Genomic DNA, 25,540 nt, shown 5'->3' on the forward strand with positions numbered 1-25,540 from the left:
AACTAATAATACTTAGGTAACTTAATTATTTTAGAACCTAAGTATATTCCTGAACAGGGCAGCAGTCAATTTTTAAACAAAGAAAAACACAGAAAAAAATTTCTGTGTTTTTGACTTGGTTTTGAAAGCATTTTACTTGAAGAATTAGTAATTCCATTTTTATTAGTGTGTTCTTTCTTGCTTTACGTCCGCACTGAGCAGCTTCCAATGACCTTTCTCATATCTCCACACAGATTTAACTAGTGCAATGGTGTCGGCGTTTGCAACACCAGTAACTCTTTGGTAACCTTTTAATCCCATTTTTTTATTTTCAAATTGAATAGGTGACAGACTGTTAAATGGGTTAACCGACAATTCTGTCGGCTCATTTAGCTTTCCCTTATAGTAAAAACCTAGTTTTTTGTAATATTTCTTGCGATCCTTTAAATTAAACAAATAAGACTTTCCTGTTTGCTTCAGCTTCATTTCAGCCTTATAGCCATTTAAAAATTTAGTGTCCATCTCAAGTGGTTCTGGAATAGTTAATTCAGTGTGGACAAAATCCTTTAAAGAATATAAAAAGTTTAGAACATTTCCACCGCTTCCCCCTGTTAATACACTTGCAAATAAATCCTTTATTCCATCATTGTTTAAATCTGTTAGTTGAAGTGACGCTTTCGATCCACTTTCTAATGGAAAGGTGTATGTTTTTCCATTAGAGGCTGCCACTTCAATATAAATTTTTTTCAAAAAAGAATTTTCTTCTTGATATGGGACACCCTTTAAAAAAATGGACTCATTTTGTCCGTCACCTGTGATATCCACTTCTTCTTCTGAAATCGCGATGACCTTGGTATTTTCTTCGAATGCGTAAACCCCAGTTATTGCTGTAATAGATATAAGAAAAAACGAAACAATTACAAGCAGCATCTCTTTTTTCATCATTGTCCCCTCCATACTCTCTGTTATTAGTTAGTATGCCCATTTTTGGTAAAAAGATGAAAAAGGACTCTCTAATTTTTAGAGAGTCCAATAAATATTATTCACAAGGGGTTTCAGGTGCTTCTACTTTCCATACATTCGTTACCTTCCCGTTTTCATCTTCATCGAGGATAAACGAGCCGTTGGAGTAACGGTCACTAAAGCGAATGTTGTCTGTTTTTAACGTTTCTGTAAAACCTTTATCCGTCTGGATAAAAATATCGTCATGATCGTTCGCCACAACAAACCCCATGATACGGTGTGGATTTGATTTGAGTTCCCTAAGGATGACTACACCACGTTTCGCACGGGTTGTTTTTTCGAACTCTTTTAATTTCATCCTTTTCACTGAACCTCGTTGGGTTGCAATCAATATTGATTCATTACTGCCTGCATGAATCAGTTTACCCCCGACAACAAAATCGTTATCTTTTAAGTTAATTCCTTTTACACCTGCTGCTCGAATACCAACAATGCTAATTTCTTCCTCATGGAACCAGAGGGCGTAGCCAAGGTTTGTGATTAGGAAAACTTCTTTTGTCCCGTCTGTTAGATGTACATCAATGACTTGATCATCGTCTTTAAGATTGACGGCGACAAGGGGCTTAGAGTACCGCTGCGCTTTATATGCTTTCAGTTCTGTTTTCTTGACCATACCATTTTTCGTAACAAAAACGAAGAAGGCTTCTGTATCAAACTCCTTAACCGGCACCGCTTTGATAATTTCTTCATCTCGTTCAATTGGAATGATATTAGCCACATGCTGGCCTAAGTCCTTCCAGCGGATATCAGGAAGCTCATGAACAGGGCAGAATAGATAGTTTCCTTTGTTGGTAAAAAGAAGCAGTACATCCTTTGTGTTCATATCAAGTTGATGTAATAAACGGTCTGAATCTTTCATTGCGAGATCCTGACCACCTGAAGCAGCATATGAACGCTGGCTTGTCCGTTTTACATAACCTTCCTTCGTTACGGTGACGATTACATCTTCACTAGGAACTGTTACTTCAAGATTAATTTTCAACTCTTCGATCTCTGCTTCAATTTTTGAACGGCGCTCATCTGCAAAGCGTTTTTTCACGTCTTTTAATTCTTTTTTAATAACGGAGATAAGCTTTTTCTCGCTTGCTAAAATACTCGTCCACTCTTCAATTTTCTTTGCTAATTCTTCCGCTTCACCCCGTAATGCGGTGATATCTGTGTTGGTTAAGCGATAGAGCTGTAAGGAAACAATCGCCTCAGCCTGCAGCTCGGTAAACGCATATTTAGCAATCAAATTGTCCTTCGCATCCCGCTTGTCCTTTGACGCACGGATGGTGGCAATAACTTCATCAAGAATGGATAAAGCTTTCATTAATCCTTCAACAATATGCTGGCGTTCTTTCGCTTTGTTAAGATCGAACTGGGTTCTTCTTGAAACCACTTCTTTTTGATGCCCTATATAGGCATCAAGTAATTCACGGATTCCCATTAATTTAGGGCGCTTATTATAGATGGCAACCATATTAAAATTATAGGTTACTTGCAGGTCACTATTTTTATATAAATAATTCAAGACACCTTCAGCGTCGGCATCCTTTTTTAACTCAATAACGATTCTGAGACCTGTCCGATCTGTTTCGTCACGAACCTCAGAGATTCCTTCTACCTTTCGATCGAGACGGAACTCATCCATTTTTTTGACAAGATTTGCTTTGTTCACTTCATATGGAATTTCTGTGATGACAATTTGCTGTTTACCGCCTCGTATCTCTTCGATCTCTGCTTTCCCACGAACGATAATTTTCCCTTTACCAGTTTCATAGGCTCTCTTAATCCCATCAATACCTTGGATGATCCCTCCAGTTGGGAAATCCGGACCTTTAATAACCGACATCAGGTCATCAATCGTAGCGTCTGGCTGATCCATTCTCATCATAACCCCGTCAATAACCTCACCAAGATGATGCGGCGGAATATCTGTTGCATAACCGGCAGAAATTCCTGTTGAGCCATTCACAAGTAAATTAGGAAACATCGCAGGCAAGACAGTTGGTTCCTTCGATGTATCGTCAAAGTTTGGAATAAATTCAACCGTATTTTTTTCAATGTCACGGAGAAGTTCTGCAGCTATCGCTGACAGTCGTGCTTCCGTATAACGCATGGCTGCTGGCGGGTCACCATCGACACTTCCGTTGTTTCCATGCATTTGCACGAGAACATTTCGGACTTTCCAATCCTGACTCATCCGCACCATGGCTTCGTAAACGGAGGAATCCCCATGCGGGTGGTAGTTACCGATAACGTTACCAACCGTTTTGGCAGATTTTCGAAAGCCTTTATCAAACGTATTGCCTTCAACATGCATCGCATAGAGAATTCTTCGTTGTACCGGTTTTAAACCGTCCCTGGCATCCGGCAGGGCACGTTCTTGAATAATGTACTTACTGTATCTGCCAAAACGATCACCCAGTACATCTTCTAGAGGTAAGTCTCGGAATTTTTCAGTTGCACTCATCCTTCAGAACCCTCCTCGGAGACCGTAATATTTTCATTTTCTAAAATGGTGTCATCTTCTTCTAAACCAAATGCCACATTACTTTCAATCCATTTCCGTCGCGGCTCTACTTTGTCACCCATAAGTGTTGTAACACGGCGTTCTGCTCTAGCAGTATCATCTATTTTTACGCGAATGAGCGTTCTTGTCTCTGGATCCATTGTTGTTTCCCAAAGCTGGTCGGCATTCATTTCACCAAGACCTTTGTATCGTTGAATAATGTAGCCTCGGCCGACCTTTTTCATTGCTGTTTGAAGTTCCTCTTCATTCCAGGCATACTCAATGATTTCTTTTTTGCCTGTACCTTTACTTACTTTATAAAGTGGCGGCAGGGCAATAAACACTTTTCCTGCTTCAACAAGCGGCTTCATATAGCGATAAAAGAAGGTTAGCAATAGTACTTGTATATGCGCTCCGTCTGTATCGGCATCCGTCATTATAACCACTTTATCGTAGTTAATGTCATCTACATTGAAATCTGCTCCAACTCCGCCGCCAATTGCATGAATAATTGTATTGATTTCTTCATTTTTAAAAATATCGGCCAGTTTAGCTTTTTCGGTATTTATGACCTTACCTCGCAATGGTAATACTGCCTGAAAGCGCCGGTCGCGTCCTTGTTTCGCAGAACCTCCTGCAGAATCACCCTCGACTAAATAAAGTTCATTTTTTTGTGGATTACGGGATTGTGCAGGTGTTAGTTTACCGGATAAAACAGCCTCGCCGCGCTTTCGTTTTTTACCGCTCCGTGCGTCCTCACGAGCCTTCCTTGCAGCCTCTCGTGCTTGATAGGCTTTAATCGATTTTTTAATCAGCAGGGAGCTTATATCAGGGTTTTCCTCAAGAAAATACCAGAGATGTTCTGAAACGACAGCGTCAACAGCCGATCTGGCTTCGCTTGTTCCCAGTTTCCCTTTCGTTTGTCCTTCAAACTGAAGCAGCTCTTCGGGAATTCTAACGGATATAATCGCTGATAATCCTTCGCGAATATCTGCACCATCTAGGTTTTTGTCTTTTTCTTTTAAAAAGGACACTTTTCTAGCATAATCGTTGAATACCCGAGTCATTGCCGTTTTAGAGCCTGCCTCATGGGTACCGCCATCCCTTGTACGGACATTGTTGACAAACGAGAGCACATTCTCTGAATAGCCATCATTAAATTGAAAGGCAAAATCGACTTCAATACCATTCTGTACCCCTTCAAAGCTGACAACAGGATGGAGAACATCCTTCTCTTCATTTAAATATTCGACAAAAGCCTCAATCCCATTTTCATAATGAAACACTTCATGAAAGTCATTGCGGTCATCATGGATTTCAATTTTTAATCCCTTTAGCAAAAAGGCGGATTCTCTTAACCTCTCACATAAGGTTTCGAAGTTATATGTAGTAGTCGAAAAAATGGACGGGTCAGGCTTAAAATGAATAGTCGTACCTGATTGATTTGTTTTGCCAATTTTTTCGAGTGTTGTAACAGGCTTTCCGCCATTTTCAAAACGTTGTTCATAAACAAATCCGTCTCTTTTAATCGTGACGGTCAACCATTCTGATAACGCATTGACGACAGAGGCACCAACACCATGCAGCCCGCCGCTTGTCTTATAACCGCCTTGGCCAAATTTTCCGCCGGCATGAAGCACTGTTAAAATGACCTCAGGTGTTGGTTTACCCATTTTATGCATACCTGTAGGCATTCCGCGTCCTTTATCAATAACACTAATAGAATTGTCTTTGTGTATTTTTACAATGATTTGATCACCAAATCCCGCGAGCACTTCATCGACAGAGTTGTCGACAATCTCATATACGAGATGATGAAGACCGCGTGAATCTGTACTGCCAATGTACATCCCAGGGCGTTTTCTAACCGCCTCAAGGCCTTCAAGTACCTGTATGGCATCATCATTATAATCAAAAGCTTGTTGTTGATTCCTTGCCACTAAAATACCCCTTTCATACATTACAAGAAAAACTAACTAATTTGTTTAGAGTATCATGTATTCTTTTATTTAAATTATATAGAACTAGCGTTTGCCACATTTATTTTAACATATGTTCTTGTGGCGTCTATGCTTAATTGTAGCGATTTATTTCATTTTGGCAAATATGTATTTTAAAATAACTCTATTTTGTAATATTTTATTTACACATTTTAGGAAGAAAAAAAGAAAAAAACTGCCAATTATCAGCAGTTTTTTTGAAAAGAAAAGACGATTCTTTTTAACGCATGTTCCTTGTTACTGCATGTTCCACCTTAATACAACGATCCATGACAACAGTATAGCCTTTTTCTTTTAAAAATTCGTACGCTTCTTCATTAGCAAGTCCAAGCTGCGCCCAATAGACGTCTGCATCGATTTTGTCAAATTCCTTAGCCACATCAAACAATTGCTCTGAGCGCCGGAATACGTTAACAATGTCAACATGACCCTCAATGTCTTTTAAGGATGCCACTGCTTTCACACCAAGCACCTCGTCAATCGTTGGATTAACTGGAATGATTTCATACCCAGCTTTTTGCATCGCTGCTGAAACTTGATAAGAAGTGCGTTCTGGATTATTACTTAATCCAACAACTGCAATTCTCTTTGCTTTGTTTAATATAGCACCAATTTCCTCGCGACTTGGATTCTCGATTGCCATGAATACCACCCCTATAGATTTTTTTCTTTATTTTACCTTATCTTCCTAAAAAAGCATAATGTTTCTTATCCATAAAGAAACAAAGCTCCCATCTTTAGGGAGCAAGAGTGAGAATTTTTTTAAACTGAAACAAGTTCGGGCTTGATGGCTGCAGCGATCTTAGGGACGGACACGCAGAATCTTGCTCCATCACCTGTATTTTCAACTGAAACACTTCCGTTCATCTTCTTGAGAATCATCTTCGTCAAATATAGCCCAAGACCAGTTCCATTTTGCCTTGTCGTAAAATAGGGATCAAAGACCTTCTTTAGTAGAGTCGGCTCAATTCCACCTGCATTATCTATGAATTCTGCTGTAACAATTTCTCCTGTTTCACCAATATTGATGCGAAGTTTGCGATTGTTAATATCCTTTTGGACAAAGGCGTCTCGGGCATTTGTTAAAATATTGAGCACTACCTGGCTATATTCATTCGGATAGCCATAGGCCATCTGCTGTCCCCTGTATTCAAATTCAACTTGAATTCCATGATTTTTAAGACTCATTGAAAAAATTGACAATGCTTCTTCAATCGAATCTCCGACGGAAAAAAGTGTTTTTTCCTTATTTGGTTTATAGAATTTCCGAAAATCATTAATAGTACGAGACATATGCTTAATTTGGAGCATACTCTCCCTAGTGAATCGGTCAATATATTGATCGTCAATTTCGCCGAACTCAAGTGCCTCTCTTACGTCATGTATTAATAGAGATAAATTATTTAACGGTTGGCGCCATTGGTGCCCAATACTCGCAACCATTCCACCCATGGCAGCAAGTCTAGATTGTTCAATTAATATATGATCTTTCTGCTTATTCTTTGTCACCTCCTCTTGAATTCGCTTTTCTAAATATCGGTTTTGGTTTACCACTAACTCATACTTTTTTAGTAATTCTTGATAATTCTTTTCACTTTCCGATTTCTCTTCCACAGGCCCTCACTCCCTTAAACTAATATGGCGTTCAGATGCCATCGACTGTAATGGAAACTATTTTCAAAAAACCAGCCTTTTAACCTGATAAAGGCGTGTGAGCAGAGGATGATTTCACTTTATTCGTCGTTTGAAATTTCATTTCCAATACAATTTGACATACTGATTCACCTTTGCGACTCTACCCCTTTTCCATAGAAAAGATTGGGAAATTATAAGACAAACCGACCATTATTCGTGTTGACTCGGCCGGTTTTTTTGCTTGCTTGTTTATTTGATTTTATCCCGGATTTACGGGCAGAAAGACTCCCTCATCAAAGTGTAAGGTATTAAGAAGAATAAGTGGGAACTGCCTGTAAAAGCCCTGTTTGGTGAGATACAGTGAAACGTGCCGATATGCTTTTCATTGGCTTAGTTTAACCTTTCGGGTTCGTACTGTCATTTTATCAGCGATAGCCTTGATAATAGAGACAGTAGAAAAGGACAAATAATCAGTTAGATTGGAAAAAAACTCCACTAATAGAAGTTTTGCTTTATCTAAATTATAGGGGCTCAATACATGGCTTTCAACGAGTTTACAAATGGTTTGAAAATTCTCCATATTTTTGTAATAAATTTGTCCTTAATTGTTCTTACTTTAGACGAATTAAAAAAAAGGAATAATAAAGGACCTGCAAAAGATCCTTTATTATTCCCCTTATTTTTGTGTTACTGCTTTTTCACCATTTAAATTTAATGCTGTCCAAGCTGTTTGGTCTCCAAATAATCTTGACCATGTTCCAATTCCAGCCAGTTGATATTTTGCGGCTAAATCCGCTCGTTTTTTCAAAGACATTTCATCTTCTATCCAGATTTTATATGTGGCGTTTTCGTCAGCAGCTACATATTCTGCATAGTTTTGACCACTTTCTTCATCATAACTTGGCTGTACTCCTTTTTCAGCTTGCCAGGCCTTAACTTTATCCATTGAAAGAGCCTGTGCGGTCACCTCAGTGGTGCCGTCGGCATTAGTTTGTTCCTTCCATAGTCTTGCATACAATGGAACGCCAAGGATTAACTTTTCATTTGGAACTTCTTTTAGCAGGTTTTCAAGGTTACTCTCAACCCACGGTAAGCTGGCCACACTGCCTGCACCTGTTGCCGCACCAGTATGTTCATCATACGCCATCACAATTAGATAATCGACAATTTGGGCGAGCTTCGTTCTTTCGTAAAAGGAAGACCAGTTATTGTTTTCACCGGCTGAAAAGGTGATGTCCATTGAAACTACTAAACCAGCTTCATGCAGATATGGTGCTGCCTCCCTCATGAATTGAGTGACAAGCGGTCCATCTTCTGGATTTACATTTTCGATATCAAAATTGATTCCTTGCAGCTCGTACATCTGGCTATAATGAAGTAATTGTCGGATGATGGCTTGCCGAGTGTCAAAATCCTTCAATGCCTCATGAGTTAGCACTGGATCAAATGAATTTGAAAACAGTCCCCATACTTGATATCCCTTTGAATTGGCCCACTTGCTGTATTCAAGTGAAGCAAGGTTTTTAATTGAACCATCATTTGCAGCGAGGGAGAACCATGTAGGCGATACCACATTAACACCCGCCATTTCAGGTATTTTAGAGGAATCGGGATTTTTCGTATAAACTGCTTCCCATGTTAACTGAATTGGTCCATTGATTTTTGGCATCTGAAAATTTTTATTTTGTGTCGGTATATTGATTTTTACGCTTTCTTTCTTATGAACATATTCTTTCTTTATAAAACCGTTGATTCCGTTTGCTTTCCTGACAAGATAAAACTCTCCTTTTTCACCTTCGATGGTGACATATTCGTTTTTGGTCATTTCAGCTGTATATGGTGAATGCCATGAAGGTTCGGTTCTCAATCTAAGTTTTTCTTTGTTAATATCTTTATCTGTCAATCTCCCATTCTCATATTTCTCTCCATCCTGTTGAATCCAAATAGCATTACTATCTGGCAATTTTTTATATTGGATTTGGAAAAAAGTAAGGACCGGATCAAGGGCAACAAACGTTTCTCCCTCCCTAGTGATAATAGGTGACAGTTGTAATTGAACCTCCTTTTGGTTGACAAAATATGTTAAAGAATCTGTTGGCATCTGGACAACTTTATCGCTGGTGGTTATGATAACCGATTTTGATTTTTCATCATACATAATGGTGCTATCAATGTTATCTTTTAAAAATCTAAGTGGGACAAAACACGTATTTCCTTCAATTAGTGCATTCCCCTGTTGTTTTCCATTGAATAGGATTGGATTTTCACCTTGAAAATACGTTTTTTTATCGGTTGAAGCAAAAGGATATAATAATAGAAAAATGGATGAAATAATGAGGACAAATGCACTAATAAGTCCTCCAATAATCCATTTCGCAGTAAATTTTTTATTATTATGATATTCAATACGAGCCATGTGTTTAATCCTCCTTATTTCTATCCTAAAGTATCTTATTGGAAATGAGAAGGTATTTTTTACACACCGAGAAAACTAAACTTTTAAGATAATGGTAAAAGCAATAGTGTTTTTTCAAAAATACGTGGTAAAATAGAAGAACTCGAACTTATATTGAAGGAGAAATTGTTAATGGTTCAAATTATTTTAGTCTTGATCCTTGCTTATTTGCTTGGTTCGATACCGTCTGGTTTAATTATCGGCAAGGTTTTTTACAAAACGGATATACGCGAGCATGGGAGCGGAAATCTAGGGGGGACCAATACCTTTCGCACACTTGGAGTGAAAGCAGGGCTAGCAGTAACACTCGCTGATATTCTGAAAGGAACGTTAGCAGCATCCTTACCGGTTCTCTTTTCGATTGATATAAATCCATTATTGGCTGGTGTTTTTGCTGTTGTTGGACATACCTATCCTATTTTTGCCGGATTTCGAGGTGGTAAGGCTGTTGCCACATCTGGCGGTGTCTTATTGTTCTGTGCACCTTTATTGTTTTTAACAGTCTTATTGGCTTTCTTTATAAGTTTGTACATAACAAAATATGTTTCCTTATCGTCTATGATTGGAGGAATTACCGCTATTTTGTTTGCCTTAATATCTGGGTTTGTGCGTGAATGGGACATCCCTTTACTCATCGTTGTGTTCTTACTGGCATCGTTTGTCATTTACCGGCACCGGGCAAATATTTCCAGAATTATAAATAAAACAGAACCAAAAATCAAATGGCTATAAAGGAACCTTAACCGGTTCTTTTATAGCCTTTTTTTATTACTATTTTATAGTATGATAAACGAGAAAGATAAAATTTGATTGATAACTTGATTTGACAAGGAGATTTTATGAAGAAAAAGGCCATTTTTCCCTCTTTTATTATTTTTATGGTTTGTATTGCTGTATCGGCAGTCGTGCTGATTCAGCAAAAGAAAGATTCTGTAAAGGAAGATAAGTATTATTCTCCTAAAGAACATAAGCCACGGCCATCCATTAATGTCAATCATGAGATGACAGCAAAAATAACCATTGGAGCAATCGGAGATATTCTTATTCATAGTCCTGTCTATCTTGATGCTTTTAACGGTGCTGTATATAATTTTGATCCTATGTTTGAACCTATAAAACCTCTTTTGGAAAAGCCAGATGTACTAACGGCAAATCAGGAAAGCGTGTTGGGGGGGCTTGAGATTGGGCTTTCCGATTATCCCATGTTCAATAGCCCGCATGAGGTCGCAGATGCCCTCGTCCATTCAGGCGTTGATATTGTTTCTACGGCCAATAACCATACATTAGATAAAGGGGAAAAAGGAATTCAATCGGAGGCCGCCTATTTAGATAGCATTGGGTTACCTCATGTAGGGAGCTTCCTTGATGAAAAGGATCGTCAGAAATTACGAATCATCCATAAAAATGGCATAAAAATTGCGTTTCTTTCCTACACATACGGCACAAATGGGATCCCTGTTCCAAAGGGAAAAGACTTTCTCGTTAACCTGATTGACCGCGAAATTATGAAGGATGAAATTCATCGTGCAAAAAAAGAAGCTGATGTAATCGTAATGAGCATCCATTGGGGGAATGAATATCAGAGAATTCCTACAAATGATCAAAAGGATTTAGCTGAGTTTCTGGCAAATGAAGGGGTTGACATCATCTTTGGTTCCCACCCCCATGTTTTACAGCCGATGGAATGGATTCAGACGACTGATGGCAGAAAATCGTTTGTTATCTATTCTTTAGGAAATTTTATTTCTGGGCAAAATGGTGATTATAAAGATATTGGCGGATTAGCTACCATTGAAGTTACTAAACATGTTTCAGAAAAAGGAAACAAAATTGAGGTTTCAAACCCTGTTTTCTATCCAACATTCGTAACAAGTCAAAGGTATCATAATTTCCGTGTTGTACCTTTAGAAAAAGCAGGAGAATATGGCCTTTCAAATGCAGACGCAAAATACAAAGAAATTCAAGAGCATATGAACCAATGGCTCCGTTGAACGGGGCTTTATTTCTAGTAAAAATATAACTGGTATTACCTTATAGCGTACAATGAACAGGATAAAAACTTGTTTAGATCCATAAAAAAGGCACACTTGAAAAATAATCATTTCTCAAGTGTGCCTGAACTATTTTCCCAGATATGTTCGATTAAGCCCTCATTCAGTAAAATTTCTTTTTGTCTCATACCGATTAAATCGAAATGAGAATAACCATCTTTCCTGTGATGAATCCATTCTATTTTTAATCCGTGTTTTTGCCCCCAAGCAGCTAATCGTTCAAGATCATGACAACCGACTTTTGTTACTGTCTTACTTCCTGGAAAGCGATCATCAAGCCAATAATGGGTTAAAAAGGCAATTTCTCCATGATCTATTCTTCTTTTCCATTCAATTAGTTCTTGTCGTTTTATTCCAAAGGCCATTGCTGTCACCTCACATGTATAAGTTTTTGGAGGTTTTCCTAGAAATTATTTTTTCTTGATTTCTTCGTATTTTAAGTACCATTTTGGAAAAGTCTTTTTAAATGATGTCGGTCTGAAATTGTCTTTTTTGACGATTATGTGTGTAGACGTCCCCACGACACATACCTCTTCATCCCCGTTTACTATTGTGTAGCCATAAATGGTTTTAATTCCGTCATTAAAATCGACCCAAGTCCTTACAAATGCTTTGTCTCCATATCGTAATGGTTTTTTGTAGGTAATTTGAATATCATAGACAGGTGCATAATACCCAGACTCCTCCATTGATAGGTAGTTATAGCCGAGATCTTCAATCAACCCGGTTCTGCCAAGTTCAAAAAACTTTAAATAATTTGCGTGATAGATGACACCCATCATATCTGTATCTGCGTAATATAGCTGAATTTCCCTTGTCGAAACAAAATAATTATCCATAACTACGTTCCTTTCATTGCCCTCTAAGTTACATTTTCCTTATGGCTTTTTTAACATCTTCTACTTCAAGAAAGATCGATTTTTCAAATAGACTTTCATCCTCTTCTGTATCCAATAATCGGAATGCTTGCGCCTGAATCATCTCATCTACCAAGTTTGTCGCAAATCGGCCATTCCCATTGTACACTTCCGTTTCTAATGTTTGAATCAATAGATTCTTTGCGTCTTCAGTTATTTTGTACTGGAAGCCTTCAGCATAGGAAGTCATAATTTCGAGTAATTCTTCTGAGGAGTAATCCGGGAAAAGGAAGAACTTTTTAAACCTTGAGCGTAGACCTGGATTACTTTCGAGCAGTTGATCCATTTCATTTGGATAACCGGCTAACACTACCACAAGGTTTTCGTTTTGCTTTGTCATTTCATCGACGAGCGTATCAATGACCTCTTTTCCAAAATCACCTGCTGTATGACTAAAAAGTGAATAAGCCTCATCAATAAATAAGACACCGCCAAGCGCTTCCCTTATCTTTTTCTTCGTTTTTCCTGCTGTTTGACCAACATATCCTGCGACAAAATCTGCTCTGCTGGCAACAATTAAGTGACCTCTTTTTAAAATTCCGCATTCTTTTAAAAACTCAGCGTAGATTTTTGCAACAGTTGTTTTTCCTGTGCCTGGATTTCCAGTGAATACAGCATGAAGTTGGATAGGAACAGTTGGCAGTCCTTTTTTTCTTCTAAACTGTTGCATTTTTACAAATGAAATAAGCGTCTTCATTTCTACTTTTAATGTTCCGAGGCCAATTAAGCGGTTTAGCTTTTCTTGTGGTGATTCAGCAATATTCTCTTTTTTCGTTTGAAAATCCTCTTTATTGAGTAGCATATAGTCTAAAATATCTACGTCCGTTTTTTCGTTGTCTGCCCCCTTTTTAAAAATAGCATCTAATACGATATTACGGACTGTCCTGGCATTTCCAAATGTTTCATCGACCTGTTCCTGATCAAGTCGATGGTTTATTTCAATTTTAGATTCTTCCGTTAGGATATAATCATTCACTGCTGCAACTTGCTCGGCAATCTGTATTAACTCCTCGTTCGAATAATTTGGCAAATGAATAAAGTTCGACTGTGGAAATCGGCTGCGTAAACCAGGATTGGCATCTAAAAACGAGCGCATCTCTTCGGGATAACCCGCTAAAAAAACTGCGAATTTTCCGCCATACTCACTACCTGTCATGAGTGAAACAAGAGTATCTATCGCTGCTTGTCCGTAATCATTTCCTGTTTGGCCCTTACGTTTTAGGCTATAGGCTTCATCTATAAATAACACACCGCCGATTGATCGCTCAACAATGCTGCGGACGTTTTCTTCCGTTTGTCCTACATATGAACCGACAAGCTGTGAGCGGTCGGTTTCAATAACCTCCGCCCGCGGCAAGACTCCGAGCTCATGATAGATCTTTGCCATTAACCTAGCGAGTGTGGTTTTTCCTGTGCCTGGATTTCCTGTTAAAATCATGTGAAGACTTAGTTCATCTTTAATTTGAAAGCCTAATTCTTTTCTATGTTTTTGGTATTTTAAAAAACGGTAGAAATCATTAACTCGTTTTTTTACCGAACCCATACCTATCATATTATTCAACTGTTCCAAAGCATTTTCTTCTGTTGGCTCAAATTCGTCTTCTTCCAGAAATTGCTGTTTCCAAGTTTGCTTAATTTCTTCTACAGCAGCCATATGCAATTTCAACTCTTCATAATAGGTTGAAGTATGGAAAACCCCTGTTATCGATTGATCATATTCTTCTGCAGCTTTTAAGAGGTTCTTTGTTTCTTCAATTGCTGAAGATAGTAAATCAGCCAGCTTTTGATGCCTTTGGAAAAGGTCGTTATTTACCATAGTAGAGGTTATTTCCACCATAGCTTGTAAATCGTGCAGCTTTATATCCGCTTCGGCCAAAAAAGTTTGACAGACATCTATGAATTCCTCGGCTGTTTTCTTTTTCGCTGTTCGATTATCCGTTTCACGCATTGGCGGAAAAGTAAGTACAGATAGCAAGTTATGCATCTTTTTCCAATCGGACTGAATCATATATACTTTAGCTTTTTGGTTTTCGGGATGAAGCTCTAGCGCTTTTTCAAGCCAAACAGCAGCCAATGAATCGTCTTTATTTCGTCCAAGTCGTGATACAGCGGCTAGTGTTAGCAGCTTTGATAGCTGTATTGGATCTGACTCTTGACTTAAGGCGGTAATTAATTCGTTTTCTTCTACTATTACTCCAGTTTCATTCAGTTCTTTTTCCCACTGAATAATTTGCTCATTGTATCTTGAACGCTGGTTTCCTTGGTGTTTCAATCTCATCACTTCTTTTTCGAAAATTCCTTTTTATATTACCACAACAGCTCAGGATAGAAAAAAAAAAGGACCCATTTTGGTCCTTTTTTAGCTATTAGGAAAGTAAATTTTTCATATTTATACTTTCCTAACGCATAAGTGCAACTACGCCTCTGTCTTCGCCCTTAGGGGCTCGCCAATCGGCGAGTTTTCTTTAAAAAGCTTAATTTTCAACTTTCATCCTGAATCTCTGCTTGGAAGGATTCAATGCTTTCTCTTCTCCGATGATTCTTTTCTTCAATTTGCTGGCGTTGCTGCTCACTATCTGTAAATTGCATGGATTCTTCCGCCTTTTGGATATTTTCCTTTGTATCCTCAATCATAGATTGGAGCTTTTCAGCATTATCACTGCGATCATCTGGCTTAGGTTGGTTATTATAGTCCATGATAAAAATCCTCCTCATGTAGTATTTGGTACAAATATAGTTTGTAACGGTGGAGAAAAAATATCACAAAAATTTAATGGTATTGAATTTGACAAAAAGACCCCTGGATTGGCCAATGGGTCTTATATACATCATTATTCACCTTTAGTTTGCATTACTTGGGCATGTTTACCGGAAGTATCTTGCATCTTTTTGCCCTTATTTCCACCGAATCCTCGGGGTTGTGTGCCAATATGATCTGGTTTAAATCGTTTTGTTTTATAGCCTGTTTCATTACTCATGTCAAATCCCTCCTTATGAACATTTTGCCCATAAGGGTAAGAAAAGATGATTGGAAAACTTTTGAGTTATTCCGCTTTTCCGAGACGTTTTTCTTCTATGCGCTGTTCAATTTTTTCCATCGCAGCACGATCTTTTAAAAGTTGAGTTTTATTTTCAGATACAAGTTCTGCGAAAGAACATTTTCTAGGTTTTCTCATTGATATCACCTTCCTTAATTCCTATTTTAACAGTTATTATGCCCGCAAACGGTTGCAATTATTACAACTTTTTGAAAATTATATCGATTTTTTGTAAATGACATTAATTTTTTGAAAAAAATAAGACATTGGCATCAACCAATGTCTATTGTTTAATTTAATTTTTTTGTAAAATCTTGCATGTTATCGAGCTTCATGGTGCCAATAAATTTATTTTGAATGATCCCCTTGCTGTCAATAAAATAAGTAGTAGGTATTGATATGATCTGATAGGTTTCATTTACTTTGTCATCTGCATCTAGAAGGATAGGAAAGGTTAATTTATATTCGTCTACAAACGCTTGGACATCTAATTGCGGATCAATGTTAACAGCCAAAATTACTGTATCATCACCGATTTGCTTAAAGAATTGTTCCATTTCCGGCATTTCTGCTTTACATGGCCCACACCAAGTTGCCCAAAAGTTTAGCATCACCTTTTTCCCTTTTAAATCCGAAAGCTTTACCGTTTCTCCAGTCAATGTTTTTAGTTCAAAATCAGGTGCCTTCGCCCCAATCGAAAGACCTTCTTTAGTAGCTGATGCTTGGCTTGTCTTTTCGGGTGCATCTGTCTTTTTATCCATTGCTTGAACAATTGCTACAGTAAGTAATGTAACTAAGACAACGGCAGCAATTACTTTTTTGACCATCCCCGAAGACCTCCTTTATGTAGTTTGCAACATTGATTTTACACTATAAACTCAGTTGAAACCAAACTTGTATATGCCGAAACTGTGACAATTTCCTTTATCTATATTTTAGATTAAATAAATGAAAAAGCAAGCTTCCATTCGCTTGCTTTCTAAAGGTACTTTTTCAATTCGTTCATAATGCTTTGTGAGACCCTTTCAACTATCAAGTTCAAATCTTGTTCGGATAATGAACGTTCACGTGAAGGGGTTATTTTTTCCGCATGGAGACCGTTCTGGGTTTCAACCCCTAGCGGTGACTTCCCTTTTATCCCCATTTTTGTTTTCAACTCGACCAGTGTTTGAACATGCTTTTTCGAAAGCTCACGGTCTCCATTTAGTTGTTTCGTGATCCAATTTATTTTTGCTGTAAATTCTAACGATTCCATTAGAAAATACGCATGTTCCAAATCCTTACCCCAAGTTAATGCGCCATGGTTTTCTAAAAGCACACCTTGATGTTCGTGTACGTACTTCCTTATGGCATTTGGTATTTCTGCCGTTGAAGGGGTTCCATATTCAGCAATTGGTATAGTTCCGAGGTAGACCACTGATTCTGGCATAATCGCCTGATCCAAGGGAATTCCCGCTATGGCAAATGCTGTTGCATATGGCGGATGAACATGGACTACGGCTTGGATGTCTGGACGTTCTTGATAGACAAGAAGATGCATTTTCATTTCAGAGGTCGGCCGATAATCTCCATCAAGTACATTTCCTTGACCATCTACTTTAATTATCATTTCGGGTGTTAGTGTACCTTTACTGACACCTGTTGGGGTGATGAGAAATTCATTTTCATTAATCCGAATGGAAATGTTGCCGTCGTTGGCAGCCACAAACCCTTTATCGTAAATTCGCCTTCCGATATCACAAATTTGTTTTTTATACTTTATTTCTGTAATCATAAGCAACCCACTTTCCAGATTTCTATTGAAAAAGGTTTGGCAGCTCTTCTTGATAATTTCCAGTTAGGATACCCTTTTCGGTAATAATAGCTGTAACCAATTCATGTGGTGTGACATCAAATGCGGGATTAAACACCTTCACACCTTCAGGAGCTGTTCTTTTGCCAAAACCTTCGGTAATTTCAGCTGCTTCGCGTTCCTCAATTGGAATATCTACCCCTGTTTTTGTTTCTAAATCGATCGTAGAGAGTGGTGCTGCTACGTAAAAAGGAATATTGTGTGCTTTTGCCAGGAGTGCCACTCCGTAGGTTCCAATTTTGTTTGCAACATCCCCGTTGGCTGCAACACGGTCACATCCAACAATCACAGCTTGAACCCAGCCTTTCTTCATTACCATTGCTGCCATATTATCCGTAATAAGAGTGACATCAATCCCTGCTTGCATTAGCTCCCAGGCAGTCAGGCGAGCGCCCTGCAGAAGTGGTCTCGTTTCATCTGCAAAGACCTTAATATTCCAGCCTTTTTCTTTTGCCAAATAAAGAGGTGCAAGTGCTGTTCCATATCTTGCTGTGGCGATACCGCCAGCATTGCAATGGGTAAGAATTCCAATACCGTCATGTAAAAGTGTTAACGCATGCTCCCCGATTGTACGGCATACTTCTTCATCTTCATTTCTGATCAATTGAGCTTCTAGCTCTAATGCTTCTTTAATTTTTTGAACTGGTTGTTCTAATTCTTTAGTTGCCCGCTCGTCCATTCGTTTCAATGCCCAAAATAAATTAACAGCTGTTGGACGTGATGTAGCTAAATATTCAGCTTGTTTTTTAAAAAAAGCGTAAAAATCTTCAAAAGAATTTTCAGGAGCATTCTTTATGCCCACCACTAACCCATAGGCAGCTGCAATCCCTATTGCTGGAGCACCACGCACTTTCAATTGTTTAATTGCATCCCATGCATCTTCAATTTTTGTGATTTCAAGAAATTCTGTTACATTTGGAATTTTAGTTTGGTCTAATATTTTTAATACACCGTTTTCATAAGAAACGGATTGTAAATAACTGTCTTCCATGGAAAGTCATCTCCCCTTCAATACGTACACTTTCGGTGCGAATTTTCAGTCTTCTACCACTGTAATTTTAACAATATTAATGATATATGCAATACTTTTCATTATTGAAAATGATCGAAGGTGTTATTAAGGCAATTGACTTAGTTTGATGAAGGAAGAAAAAGGAGAGGGAATACTTTGTAGATCTTGTATTAGGTGACAGCCGTTTTTTAGGGAGAACATTTGTGGAGGAAGCACTCGCGTACAATTATGAATTTACATCTTTTTAATAGAGGTGCTCAAAATGAAGTTTTAAGAGATATCTAAATCAACACATGAGATCGATTTCGTGATTCAAAAGAAAAAATGACAATCAAATTAAGGTTTCACCTTATTTCAACTAAAGCATCCGATTTTGTATTAAGAAAAACGTCGATAATGTAAGCTTATTTTTTTGTGGATTCGTCTGTTGATGGTAGCAGTGTAAGTCTCATTCAGACAGGACAAGAGTAAAATTGCCTTTGATAGTCCGAATGTGAGGCTTATTCGGACAAGCCAAGCAGGAAATAGCCTTTACCTGTCCGAATACAGGGCTTAAGGTCCCAATCACATAATGGTTTTTAACCAGCAAAATAGAAAGAATGGCTTGGAAAACTTCGAGCCATTCTTTCTGAGTATCATATTACGTTTTCATTGACTAATTTTTTGTGATTTGGGGGTGAAATTTCACCTGCTTTTACAGTTTTGCACTTTGGACCGAAATCAAGTTTTCACTTTATTTTCGATCACATAGAGCTCTTCAACGTGACCCTAATATGATTTCCCTTCTTTTTAGGTCACGTAAAGCATTTCTACGAGACCATATTTAGAGTTTCACTTCATTGAGAGGTACCTAGAGCTCTTCTATGTGTCAGGTACAACATCAACACAAACCGGTCACTTAAAGGTGCCCTTAGATGACCATAGGCTCATTTCAGAGGTTTTTCTTTTCTTTGAGAAGCTGATTAAATTCACGGTCCAATATGAGATATTTTGGATCCCCCTGATCTATTAATGAAAGCTCACCAAGAATCGTAGCTATGCGATTTTCAATAATCATTAGAGCTTCTTTTCTACGATTCTCATCATTCTTCTTATCTTTAGTAAGATATTCCTCCGGCTTCATTTCAAACCGCTTAATTTGTTGATTTTCAAACACCAGCAGTCGATCACAAATTTTATTTAGAAAATAATAATCATGAGAAACGGTAATAATCGTGCCAGTAAACTCATTTAAGGTTTTTTCGAGCTGTTCCCTGCTGGGTAAATCAAGATGATTGGTTGGTTCATCCAAAATAAGTACGTCATATTCCTGCATTAACATATCAACCAGCTTAACCCTAGTCCGTTCTCCAAGACTTAAGGAACCGATTGGCTTAGATATATGATCTTCTTTTAACCCTAAATTTGCTAGTAAGGTTCTTGTTTTAAGGATACTCTCTTTGTCCGTATAGCCTAGTGCTTCCAAAGTCGATTTATCAATAGGTAAATCAGAAACATCCTGGCTTAAATAAGCAATTTTGATGCTTTCACTCTTCCACAGCTCTCCGTCCGAAGACTGCTCCACACCAAAAATCATCTTTATTAACGTTGTTTTTCCACAACCATTTTCCCCTAAGAATCCAATTCGTTCCCCCTGATTAATGTAAAAGCTGGAATCTCGAAAAAGAGTCCTGTTGTCAAATGTTTTAGAAAGATTATTCGCCTCAATAATCCGTTTTCCTTTCTTCCCTTGGTGTTCAAACTGAAATCGAACTTTAGTTTCTTCAATAGGCTTATCTACTTTATGTTTTTCTAGCTCATTTTGTAGGCGCTTCATTTTCGACTTCACTTGATTATCTCGCTTTTTTGCCTTTACCCGATGATATTCTTTAAAGCCCTCTTGTTTTGTTGAATTACGATGAGCATTTTCCGACCAAGATTTTAACTGGTCCATTTGCTCCTCAACTAATTTTATTTGGCGCTGTTGGACATTGTACTGGTGCCGTTGATTTTCTACTCTCAGCTGTTTTTCCTTCCGATAATTGCTATAATTTCCGTTGTAAAAATGAATCTTCCCAATTTCTAATTCAAATATTCGATTGACTGTTTTATCTAAAAAATGACGGTCGTGTGAGATAATTAAAACTGGTCCATGGAACTTTTCTAATTCGGTAATCAGCCACTCAATCCCGTGAAAATCTAAATGATTAGTAGGTTCATCTAAGATTAGTAAATCTGGCTTTGAAGCCCAAACCATTGACAGTGCAAGCTTTAGTTTTTCCCCGCCGCTTAAATGGGACAGTCGGTTATCCTCCCAGTCATATACTTTTCTGAGTCCAAGTTCACTGGCATGCTGAAAAAGGTCATTATCCGCGACATCTGACATAAATTCATGAAAATCATTCACTTCATAGTCAATTGATTGTGAAAGGTATCCTATTCTTAAATCGTTCGATTTCTCAATTACCCCTTTGTCAGGTAAAATCTTGCCGAAAATGAGATTGGCTAATGTGGTTTTCCCTGTACCGTTTAGTCCAACAAGTCCGATTCTCTCACCATATTTAATTTCAAATTGAATATTATCCAAGATTTTTTGCAGATTATAGCTTTTTTCTAACCCCTTTACATTTATCATCACTGAATTGGATGTTTGCTTATTAAACATAAAAAAACCCCCTTCATAAGAACCTGAAGAGAGTTTATGTCGAAAAATAATCGTCCGCTGCCAATAAAATTGGTCAACAAATAAGCCTTAATAAGGTTTTATTAATACGATCAGGACATAAAAAAGGACAGACTAATCCTATACTTCAGGTTCTTCATTTTTCGTTAATACGAATCATGTACTGAAAAATAAGATTATAACTTCATGCCTCTTTACCATTCCTTTTCGTTTGTTAGTTTTATTTTATTCAAAAATAGTATGAATTGTCAATCGTTTCCTTTAAAAAACACCATGCCTACATTGACATGGTGTTTTAAACTTATTAAGCTTGTAATTTTTCGCGTAGAACCATTTGCAGAATCCCGCCGTGACGATAGTAATCAATTTCAACTTCAGAATCGAAACGAACAAGTACTTCGAATTCTTTCTTGTTACCAGCTTCGTCTGTAGCTGTTACTTTTAGAAGGTCACGTGGTTTTACGTTTTCATCTACTTGGACATCAATTGTTTCTTTACCGGTTAAACCAAGTGTTTCAGCGCTTTCGCCTTCTTTAAATTGAAGTGGAAGTACACCCATTAACACGAGGTTTGAACGGTGAATTCGTTCAAAGCTTTCAGCAAGAACTGTTTTAATGCCTAAAAGGTTGGTACCTTTTGCAGCCCAGTCACGTGAAGAACCCATTCCGTAATCCTTACCAGCAAGAACAATCAGGCCAGTGCCGTTTTCTTTATACTTCATACAAGCATCGTAAATCGATGTTACTTCGCCAGTTGGCCAGTAAGTAGTGAAACCGCCTTCTGTTCCTGGTGCGATTTGATTACGAATACGAATGTTCGCAAATGTTCCGCGCATCATAACTTCATGGTTACCGCGGCGAGAACCGTAGGAGTTAAAGTCACGAGGCTGAACGCCTTTTTCAAGCAAGTATTTACCAGCTGGAGTATTTTTACCAATAGCCCCTGCAGGTGAAATATGGTCTGTTGTAACAGAGTCACCAAACTTACCAACCACACGAAGTCCTGATAAAGGTTCTACTTTGCCAGGTTCTGGTGATAGGCCTTCAAAGAATGGTGGGTTTGCGATATATGTTGAATCTTCATCCCAAGTATATAATGGCTCATTGCTTGTTTTGATTTCATTCCAACGCTGGTTGTCACCGAACACGTTCTCGTATTCTTTACGGAATAGTTCAGGAGTAACCGTGCGTTTCACAACATCATTAACTTCAGCAGTGGATGGCCAAATATCCTTGAAGAAGACATCGTTGCCGTCTTTATCTTTACCAATTGCTTCAGAAGCGAAATCAATGTTTACAGTACCAGCAAGTGCGTAAGCAACAACAAGTGGTGGTGAAGCAAGATAGTTTGCTTTTACAAGCGGATGAATTCGTCCTTCAAAGTTACGGTTACCTGAAAGTACAGAAGTAACTAAAAGATCGTTTTCAGCAATTGTTTTTTCAATTTCTTCTTTTAATGGACCGGAGTTACCGATACATGTTGTACATCCATAACCAACTAGGTTGAAGCCGATTTGCTCAAGGTATGGAAGTAATCCTGAATCACGAAGGTATCCAGTTACAACCTTTGATCCTGGTGCCAAAGAGGTTTTAACAAACTTTGGAACTTCCATTCCTAGTTCAACTGCTTTTTTTGCAACAAGACCTGCACCCACTAAAACATATGGGTTAGAAGTGTTTGTACAGCTTGTGATTGAAGCGATCGCAACTGCACCTGTTTTAATTTCAGTTTCGTCACCGTTATTAAATTTTACGACAGCTGATTTTTCAAGCTCATCACTGCTTAAGCCGAATCCTTGGTTTCCTTGTGGTGCAGAAACAGCTTTCACGAATTCTTGCTTCATTTTAGAAAGTGGAATTAAATCTTGTGGACGCTTTGGACCAGAAAGATTTGCTTCAATTTCGGTAAGATCAATTTCGATTACATCTGTATAGACTGGTTCGAAAGCTGGATCGAAGAATAGTCCGTTTGCTTTACAATATTCTTCAACAACCTTAACTTGCTCTTCTTCACGACCAGTTAGGCGCATGTAGCTTAATGCTTCATCGTCAATTGGGAAGAATCCGCATGTGGCACCATATTCAGGAGCCATATTCGCAATTGTTGCACGGTCTGCAAGTGGTAATGTAGAAACCCCTGGTCCAAAATATTCAACGAATTTACCAACAACTCCGTGTTTACGAAGAACTTGCGTTACTTTAAGTGCAAGGTCAGTTGCAGTGGCACCGTTTGGAAGCTCGCCAATTAGTTTAACCCCTACTACTTCTGGCACTGGGAAATACGATGGCTGTCCAAGCATTCCTGCTTCTGCTTCAATACCTCCTACGCCCCATCCAAGAACGCCAAGACCGTTAATCATCGTAGTGTGAGAATCAGTACCGACTAATGTATCTGGATAAGCCTCTAATTCACCGTCAGTTTCAGCAACATGAACAACGTCCGCTAAATACTCAAGGTTAACTTGGTGGACAATCCCGGTCGCAGGTGGAACAGCACGATAGTTATTAAATGATTTCTGAGCCCAGCTTAAAAACTGGTAACGTTCAGCATTACGTTCAAATTCATAATCCATATTGATTTTTAAGGAATCCGCAGAACCGTAAGCATCAACTTGTACGGAGTGGTCAATAACAAGATCGACCGTTTTCTCTGGATTTATTTTATCTGGATCTCCGCCAAGGTCAGCCATAGCTTTTCTTAAGGAAGCAAGGTCGACAACTGCTGGAACTCCAGTAAAGTCTTGCAGGATAACACGAGCTGGTTTAAATGGAACGTCTACTTCTTTAATCTCATCTGTTCCCCATTTTGCTAAGTTTTCAACATGCTCTTTTGAGATTACACGCCCATCATATTGGCGAAGTACTGATTCAAGTAAGACTTTTACAGAATATGGCAATTTAGATACTTTGCCAATACCTGTTTCTTCAAGTGCACTTAAGCGGTAATAGTGGTAGCGTTTACCGTTTGCTTCAAAGGAAGCACGTGCGTTAAATACATCATTTTTAACCATTTGTAAAAACCCCCTCATTCGTAATAAAACAGTGAAACTTCAATTAGAATTAACGAAAAATCGAAAAGTTTGAATTTTCCCATCCAACTGCACTTTTCTCACAATTCTAATCTTAATACAACGTTTTACATAAGTAAATAACAAGAAAGTTATTGTGATTGATAAGTTTTTCTTATGTTTTTTATGTAATTTGTTCGGAATATTATGAAAATCGCCTTAACACTAGAATGAAATGAGTTCAGGGAAAAATTCTCATCTTCCTTTTTATTATCTCAAAAAACTTTTTCATTGTCATTTTTAAAGATACAAAGGAAATAGTAACAGTATCGGGAGGTGAATGAAATGGTAAAACGAAAATCTAATCATGTAATTTCAAGGATGAATGCTGCTAAAGGCCAAGGAAAAGGAGCCGGTTTCAACGAGGAATTAGCAAGTGAACCGGAATTATCAGCAAAAGAGAGAATGAACAATAAAAAGCGCAAGAAAAATCAATAAAGTGAAACTTCAATCAGTGGGGGTTTTTTCCATCCCCCACTGATTGTTAGTCCCGTTCTACTGTCTCTAATATCAAGGCTATCGCCTTGATATTAGAGACAATACGAACCCGATTGGTTCAACTAAGCCGATGAAAAGCACATCGGCAAGTTTCACTTTATCTCACCAATCGAGCATTTACGGGCAGTTGATCCCCACTTATCCTTTTTAGTTCCCTGTACGTCTTAAAGTGGTGGATCTTACCTGCCCGTTAATGCGGGATAAAAAACAGGAAGGGAATCCGAAATGGGTTCCCTTCCTGTTTATACTATTCCGCCTGATTTACTTCTGAAACGATATTTTGCAAATCCTGTTGGAAACGTTCTAATTGTGCTCGTTGCTGTTCTGATGCGACTTCAAGAGCATTTTCTATTTGCTGATACGCTTCATTTACTTCGTTCTTTAAATGCTTTAATTGATGACCATAACTGGCACTATCACTTATAATTGTCGCAAAAAGACCTTGTGCTTCCTCATATCCTTGTTGTGCAGCCTGGAAAGCCTGTTGTTTGTCCTTGTTGTAAGGCAATTTTTTCATGATTTATCTCACTCCTTCATTTTATATACCCTTTAAATTGCTCAGATCAGAAAAAAATATTCGGGCATAAAAAGAATTATTGATTGCATCCTAATGAATGAGGAGGGATAAAACATGAACAAAAACGATGGAAAAGATATGCGGAAAAATGCACAAAAGCAGTCTGGCCAGCCTGTACCATTGAGCGGTTCTCATAAAGTAAAGAATAACAATCATTCAAGAGCGAAACACAACTCACATCATGATATGTAAAAGGAAAACACTATGTAAAAATACATTAGTCTCTAGTCGTAGCAGCTTTTTAATTCTCAAAGTCCAAACCATTAATTTTTCATAATAG

At 38.1% G+C, this 25,540-nt stretch carries 22 protein-coding genes; 4 read left to right on the top strand and 18 right to left on the bottom strand.

The window, feature by feature from the left end; genetic code table 11:
* Nucleotides 1-162 precede the first annotated feature (162 nt).
* From QNH20_RS13100 to QNH20_RS13125, 6 genes are all read right to left on the bottom strand, one after another.
* The gene (locus tag QNH20_RS13100; RefSeq protein WP_283923300.1) at nucleotides 163-924 is read right to left on the bottom strand and encodes a YybI family spore inner coat protein; all 762 of its coding nucleotides are present in this window, start codon (nucleotides 922-924) and stop codon (nucleotides 163-165) included.
* A 94-nt stretch (nucleotides 925-1,018) separates the two neighbouring features.
* The gene (parC, locus tag QNH20_RS13105; RefSeq protein ID WP_283923301.1) at nucleotides 1,019-3,457 is read right to left on the bottom strand and encodes a DNA topoisomerase IV subunit A; all 2,439 of its coding nucleotides are present in this window, start codon (nucleotides 3,455-3,457) and stop codon (nucleotides 1,019-1,021) included.
* Nucleotides 3,454-5,436, bottom strand: a complete 1,983-nt coding sequence (gene parE, locus QNH20_RS13110; RefSeq protein WP_283923302.1) for a DNA topoisomerase IV subunit B — start codon at nucleotides 5,434-5,436, stop codon at nucleotides 3,454-3,456. Before parE ends, parC begins: the two co-directional genes overlap by 4 nt.
* 280 nt (nucleotides 5,437-5,716) lie before the next feature.
* A complete protein-coding gene (locus QNH20_RS13115; protein WP_283923303.1) occupies nucleotides 5,717-6,139 on the bottom strand; it encodes a CoA-binding protein in 423 nt (140 codons plus the stop codon).
* A gap of 119 nt (nucleotides 6,140-6,258) precedes the next feature.
* Nucleotides 6,259-7,110 carry a sensor histidine kinase gene (locus tag QNH20_RS13120; RefSeq protein WP_283923304.1) on the bottom strand — a complete coding sequence of 284 codons (852 nt, stop codon included), beginning with the start codon at nucleotides 7,108-7,110 and terminating at the stop codon, nucleotides 6,259-6,261.
* A gap of 697 nt (nucleotides 7,111-7,807) precedes the next feature.
* On the bottom strand, nucleotides 7,808-9,547 hold the full coding sequence (locus QNH20_RS13125; RefSeq protein ID WP_283923305.1) for a glycosyl hydrolase family 18 protein: 1,740 nt from the start codon (nucleotides 9,545-9,547) through the stop codon (nucleotides 7,808-7,810).
* Nucleotides 9,548-9,718: 171 nt separating this feature from the next.
* Between QNH20_RS13125 and plsY the strand changes: the two genes are divergently transcribed.
* A complete protein-coding gene (gene plsY / locus QNH20_RS13130; RefSeq protein ID WP_283923306.1) occupies nucleotides 9,719-10,318 on the top strand; it encodes a glycerol-3-phosphate 1-O-acyltransferase PlsY in 600 nt (199 codons plus the stop codon).
* Nucleotides 10,319-10,425: 107 nt separating this feature from the next.
* A complete protein-coding gene (locus QNH20_RS13135) occupies nucleotides 10,426-11,577 on the top strand; it encodes a CapA family protein (RefSeq protein WP_283923307.1) in 1,152 nt (383 codons plus the stop codon).
* A 107-nt stretch (nucleotides 11,578-11,684) separates the two neighbouring features.
* Here the strand turns inward: QNH20_RS13135 and QNH20_RS13140 are convergent, their stop codons facing one another.
* The 11 genes from QNH20_RS13140 to acnA form a co-directional block, all read right to left on the bottom strand.
* Nucleotides 11,685-12,002, bottom strand: coding sequence for a hypothetical protein (locus QNH20_RS13140; RefSeq protein ID WP_283923308.1), 318 nt, complete (start codon nucleotides 12,000-12,002; stop codon nucleotides 11,685-11,687).
* Between the two features lie 45 nt (nucleotides 12,003-12,047).
* On the bottom strand, nucleotides 12,048-12,476 hold the full coding sequence (locus QNH20_RS13145; protein WP_283923309.1) for an acyl-CoA thioesterase: 429 nt from the start codon (nucleotides 12,474-12,476) through the stop codon (nucleotides 12,048-12,050).
* A 28-nt stretch (nucleotides 12,477-12,504) separates the two neighbouring features.
* Complete coding sequence (locus QNH20_RS13150; RefSeq protein WP_283923407.1) at nucleotides 12,505-14,832, bottom strand: AAA family ATPase; 2,328 nt, start codon at nucleotides 14,830-14,832, stop codon at nucleotides 12,505-12,507.
* Nucleotides 14,833-15,035: 203 nt separating this feature from the next.
* On the bottom strand, nucleotides 15,036-15,251 hold the full coding sequence (tlp, locus tag QNH20_RS13155; RefSeq protein WP_283923310.1) for a small acid-soluble spore protein Tlp: 216 nt from the start codon (nucleotides 15,249-15,251) through the stop codon (nucleotides 15,036-15,038).
* Nucleotides 15,252-15,385: 134 nt separating this feature from the next.
* Nucleotides 15,386-15,532, bottom strand: coding sequence for an acid-soluble spore protein N (locus QNH20_RS13160; protein WP_024026884.1), 147 nt, complete (start codon nucleotides 15,530-15,532; stop codon nucleotides 15,386-15,388).
* A 66-nt stretch (nucleotides 15,533-15,598) separates the two neighbouring features.
* On the bottom strand, nucleotides 15,599-15,730 hold the full coding sequence (locus QNH20_RS13165) for an FbpB family small basic protein (RefSeq protein ID WP_283923311.1): 132 nt from the start codon (nucleotides 15,728-15,730) through the stop codon (nucleotides 15,599-15,601).
* A gap of 152 nt (nucleotides 15,731-15,882) precedes the next feature.
* Nucleotides 15,883-16,419: a redoxin domain-containing protein gene (locus tag QNH20_RS13170; protein ID WP_283923312.1), complete on the bottom strand. Its 537-nt coding sequence runs from the start codon at nucleotides 16,417-16,419 to the stop codon at nucleotides 15,883-15,885.
* Between the two features lie 152 nt (nucleotides 16,420-16,571).
* A complete protein-coding gene (locus QNH20_RS13175) occupies nucleotides 16,572-17,366 on the bottom strand; it encodes a class II aldolase/adducin family protein (RefSeq protein ID WP_283923313.1) in 795 nt (264 codons plus the stop codon).
* A 22-nt stretch (nucleotides 17,367-17,388) separates the two neighbouring features.
* Complete coding sequence (gene mtnA, locus QNH20_RS13180; RefSeq protein WP_283923314.1) at nucleotides 17,389-18,435, bottom strand: S-methyl-5-thioribose-1-phosphate isomerase; 1,047 nt, start codon at nucleotides 18,433-18,435, stop codon at nucleotides 17,389-17,391.
* A gap of 952 nt (nucleotides 18,436-19,387) precedes the next feature.
* The gene (gene abc-f / locus QNH20_RS13185; protein ID WP_283918468.1) at nucleotides 19,388-21,100 is read right to left on the bottom strand and encodes a ribosomal protection-like ABC-F family protein; all 1,713 of its coding nucleotides are present in this window, start codon (nucleotides 21,098-21,100) and stop codon (nucleotides 19,388-19,390) included.
* A 322-nt stretch (nucleotides 21,101-21,422) separates the two neighbouring features.
* The gene (gene acnA / locus QNH20_RS13190) at nucleotides 21,423-24,128 is read right to left on the bottom strand and encodes an aconitate hydratase AcnA (protein ID WP_283918469.1); all 2,706 of its coding nucleotides are present in this window, start codon (nucleotides 24,126-24,128) and stop codon (nucleotides 21,423-21,425) included.
* 342 nt (nucleotides 24,129-24,470) lie between these two features.
* On the opposite strand from acnA, the gene sspO reads away from it, so the two are divergent.
* Complete coding sequence (sspO, locus tag QNH20_RS13195) at nucleotides 24,471-24,623, top strand: small acid-soluble spore protein SspO (RefSeq protein WP_283918470.1); 153 nt, start codon at nucleotides 24,471-24,473, stop codon at nucleotides 24,621-24,623.
* A 307-nt stretch (nucleotides 24,624-24,930) separates the two neighbouring features.
* On the opposite strand, the gene QNH20_RS13200 is transcribed toward sspO, so the two are convergent.
* Nucleotides 24,931-25,191, bottom strand: coding sequence for a hypothetical protein (locus QNH20_RS13200; protein ID WP_283923408.1), 261 nt, complete (start codon nucleotides 25,189-25,191; stop codon nucleotides 24,931-24,933).
* Between the two features lie 123 nt (nucleotides 25,192-25,314).
* Between QNH20_RS13200 and QNH20_RS13205 the strand changes: the two genes are divergently transcribed.
* Nucleotides 25,315-25,452 (top strand): small acid-soluble spore protein P, encoded by a 138-nt coding sequence (locus tag QNH20_RS13205; protein WP_283918471.1) that lies wholly within the window; start codon nucleotides 25,315-25,317, stop codon nucleotides 25,450-25,452.
* Nucleotides 25,453-25,540: the final 88 nt, after the last annotated feature.

It is taken from the genome of Neobacillus sp. WH10 (assembly GCF_030123405.1).
Classification (GTDB): domain Bacteria; phylum Bacillota; class Bacilli; order Bacillales; family Cytobacillaceae; genus Neobacillus.

What these genes read in the sequence shown, in the direction of transcription:
- acnA (WP_283918469.1), bottom strand. Translation starts at nt 24,128, where the DNA reads ATGGTTAAAAATGATGTATTTAACGCACGTGCTTCCTTTGAAGCAAAC.
- QNH20_RS13115 (WP_283923303.1), bottom strand. Translation starts at nt 6,139, where the DNA reads ATGGCAATCGAGAATCCAAGTCGCGAGGAAATTGGTGCTATATTAAAC.
- QNH20_RS13140 (WP_283923308.1), bottom strand. Translation starts at nt 12,002, where the DNA reads ATGGCCTTTGGAATAAAACGACAAGAACTAATTGAATGGAAAAGAAGA.
- QNH20_RS13125 (WP_283923305.1), bottom strand. Translation starts at nt 9,547, where the DNA reads ATGGCTCGTATTGAATATCATAATAATAAAAAATTTACTGCGAAATGG.
- parC (WP_283923301.1), bottom strand. Translation starts at nt 3,457, where the DNA reads ATGAGTGCAACTGAAAAATTCCGAGACTTACCTCTAGAAGATGTACTG.
- QNH20_RS13160 (WP_024026884.1), bottom strand. Translation starts at nt 15,532, where the DNA reads ATGAGTAATGAAACAGGCTATAAAACAAAACGATTTAAACCAGATCAT.
- QNH20_RS13135 (WP_283923307.1), top strand. Translation starts at nt 10,426, where the DNA reads ATGAAGAAAAAGGCCATTTTTCCCTCTTTTATTATTTTTATGGTTTGT.
- abc-f (WP_283918468.1), bottom strand. Translation starts at nt 21,100, where the DNA reads ATGTTTAATAAGCAAACATCCAATTCAGTGATGATAAATGTAAAGGGG.
- tlp (WP_283923310.1), bottom strand. Translation starts at nt 15,251, where the DNA reads ATGGACTATAATAACCAACCTAAGCCAGATGATCGCAGTGATAATGCT.
- QNH20_RS13145 (WP_283923309.1), bottom strand. Translation starts at nt 12,476, where the DNA reads ATGGATAATTATTTTGTTTCGACAAGGGAAATTCAGCTATATTACGCA.
- QNH20_RS13150 (WP_283923407.1), bottom strand. Translation starts at nt 14,832, where the DNA reads ATGAGATTGAAACACCAAGGAAACCAGCGTTCAAGATACAATGAGCAA.
- QNH20_RS13165 (WP_283923311.1), bottom strand. Translation starts at nt 15,730, where the DNA reads ATGAGAAAACCTAGAAAATGTTCTTTCGCAGAACTTGTATCTGAAAAT.
- plsY (WP_283923306.1), top strand. Translation starts at nt 9,719, where the DNA reads ATGGTTCAAATTATTTTAGTCTTGATCCTTGCTTATTTGCTTGGTTCG.
- mtnA (WP_283923314.1), bottom strand. Translation starts at nt 18,435, where the DNA reads ATGGAAGACAGTTATTTACAATCCGTTTCTTATGAAAACGGTGTATTA.
- QNH20_RS13100 (WP_283923300.1), bottom strand. Translation starts at nt 924, where the DNA reads ATGATGAAAAAAGAGATGCTGCTTGTAATTGTTTCGTTTTTTCTTATA.
- QNH20_RS13175 (WP_283923313.1), bottom strand. Translation starts at nt 17,366, where the DNA reads ATGATTACAGAAATAAAGTATAAAAAACAAATTTGTGATATCGGAAGG.
- QNH20_RS13170 (WP_283923312.1), bottom strand. Translation starts at nt 16,419, where the DNA reads ATGGTCAAAAAAGTAATTGCTGCCGTTGTCTTAGTTACATTACTTACT.
- sspO (WP_283918470.1), top strand. Translation starts at nt 24,471, where the DNA reads ATGGTAAAACGAAAATCTAATCATGTAATTTCAAGGATGAATGCTGCT.
- QNH20_RS13205 (WP_283918471.1), top strand. Translation starts at nt 25,315, where the DNA reads ATGAACAAAAACGATGGAAAAGATATGCGGAAAAATGCACAAAAGCAG.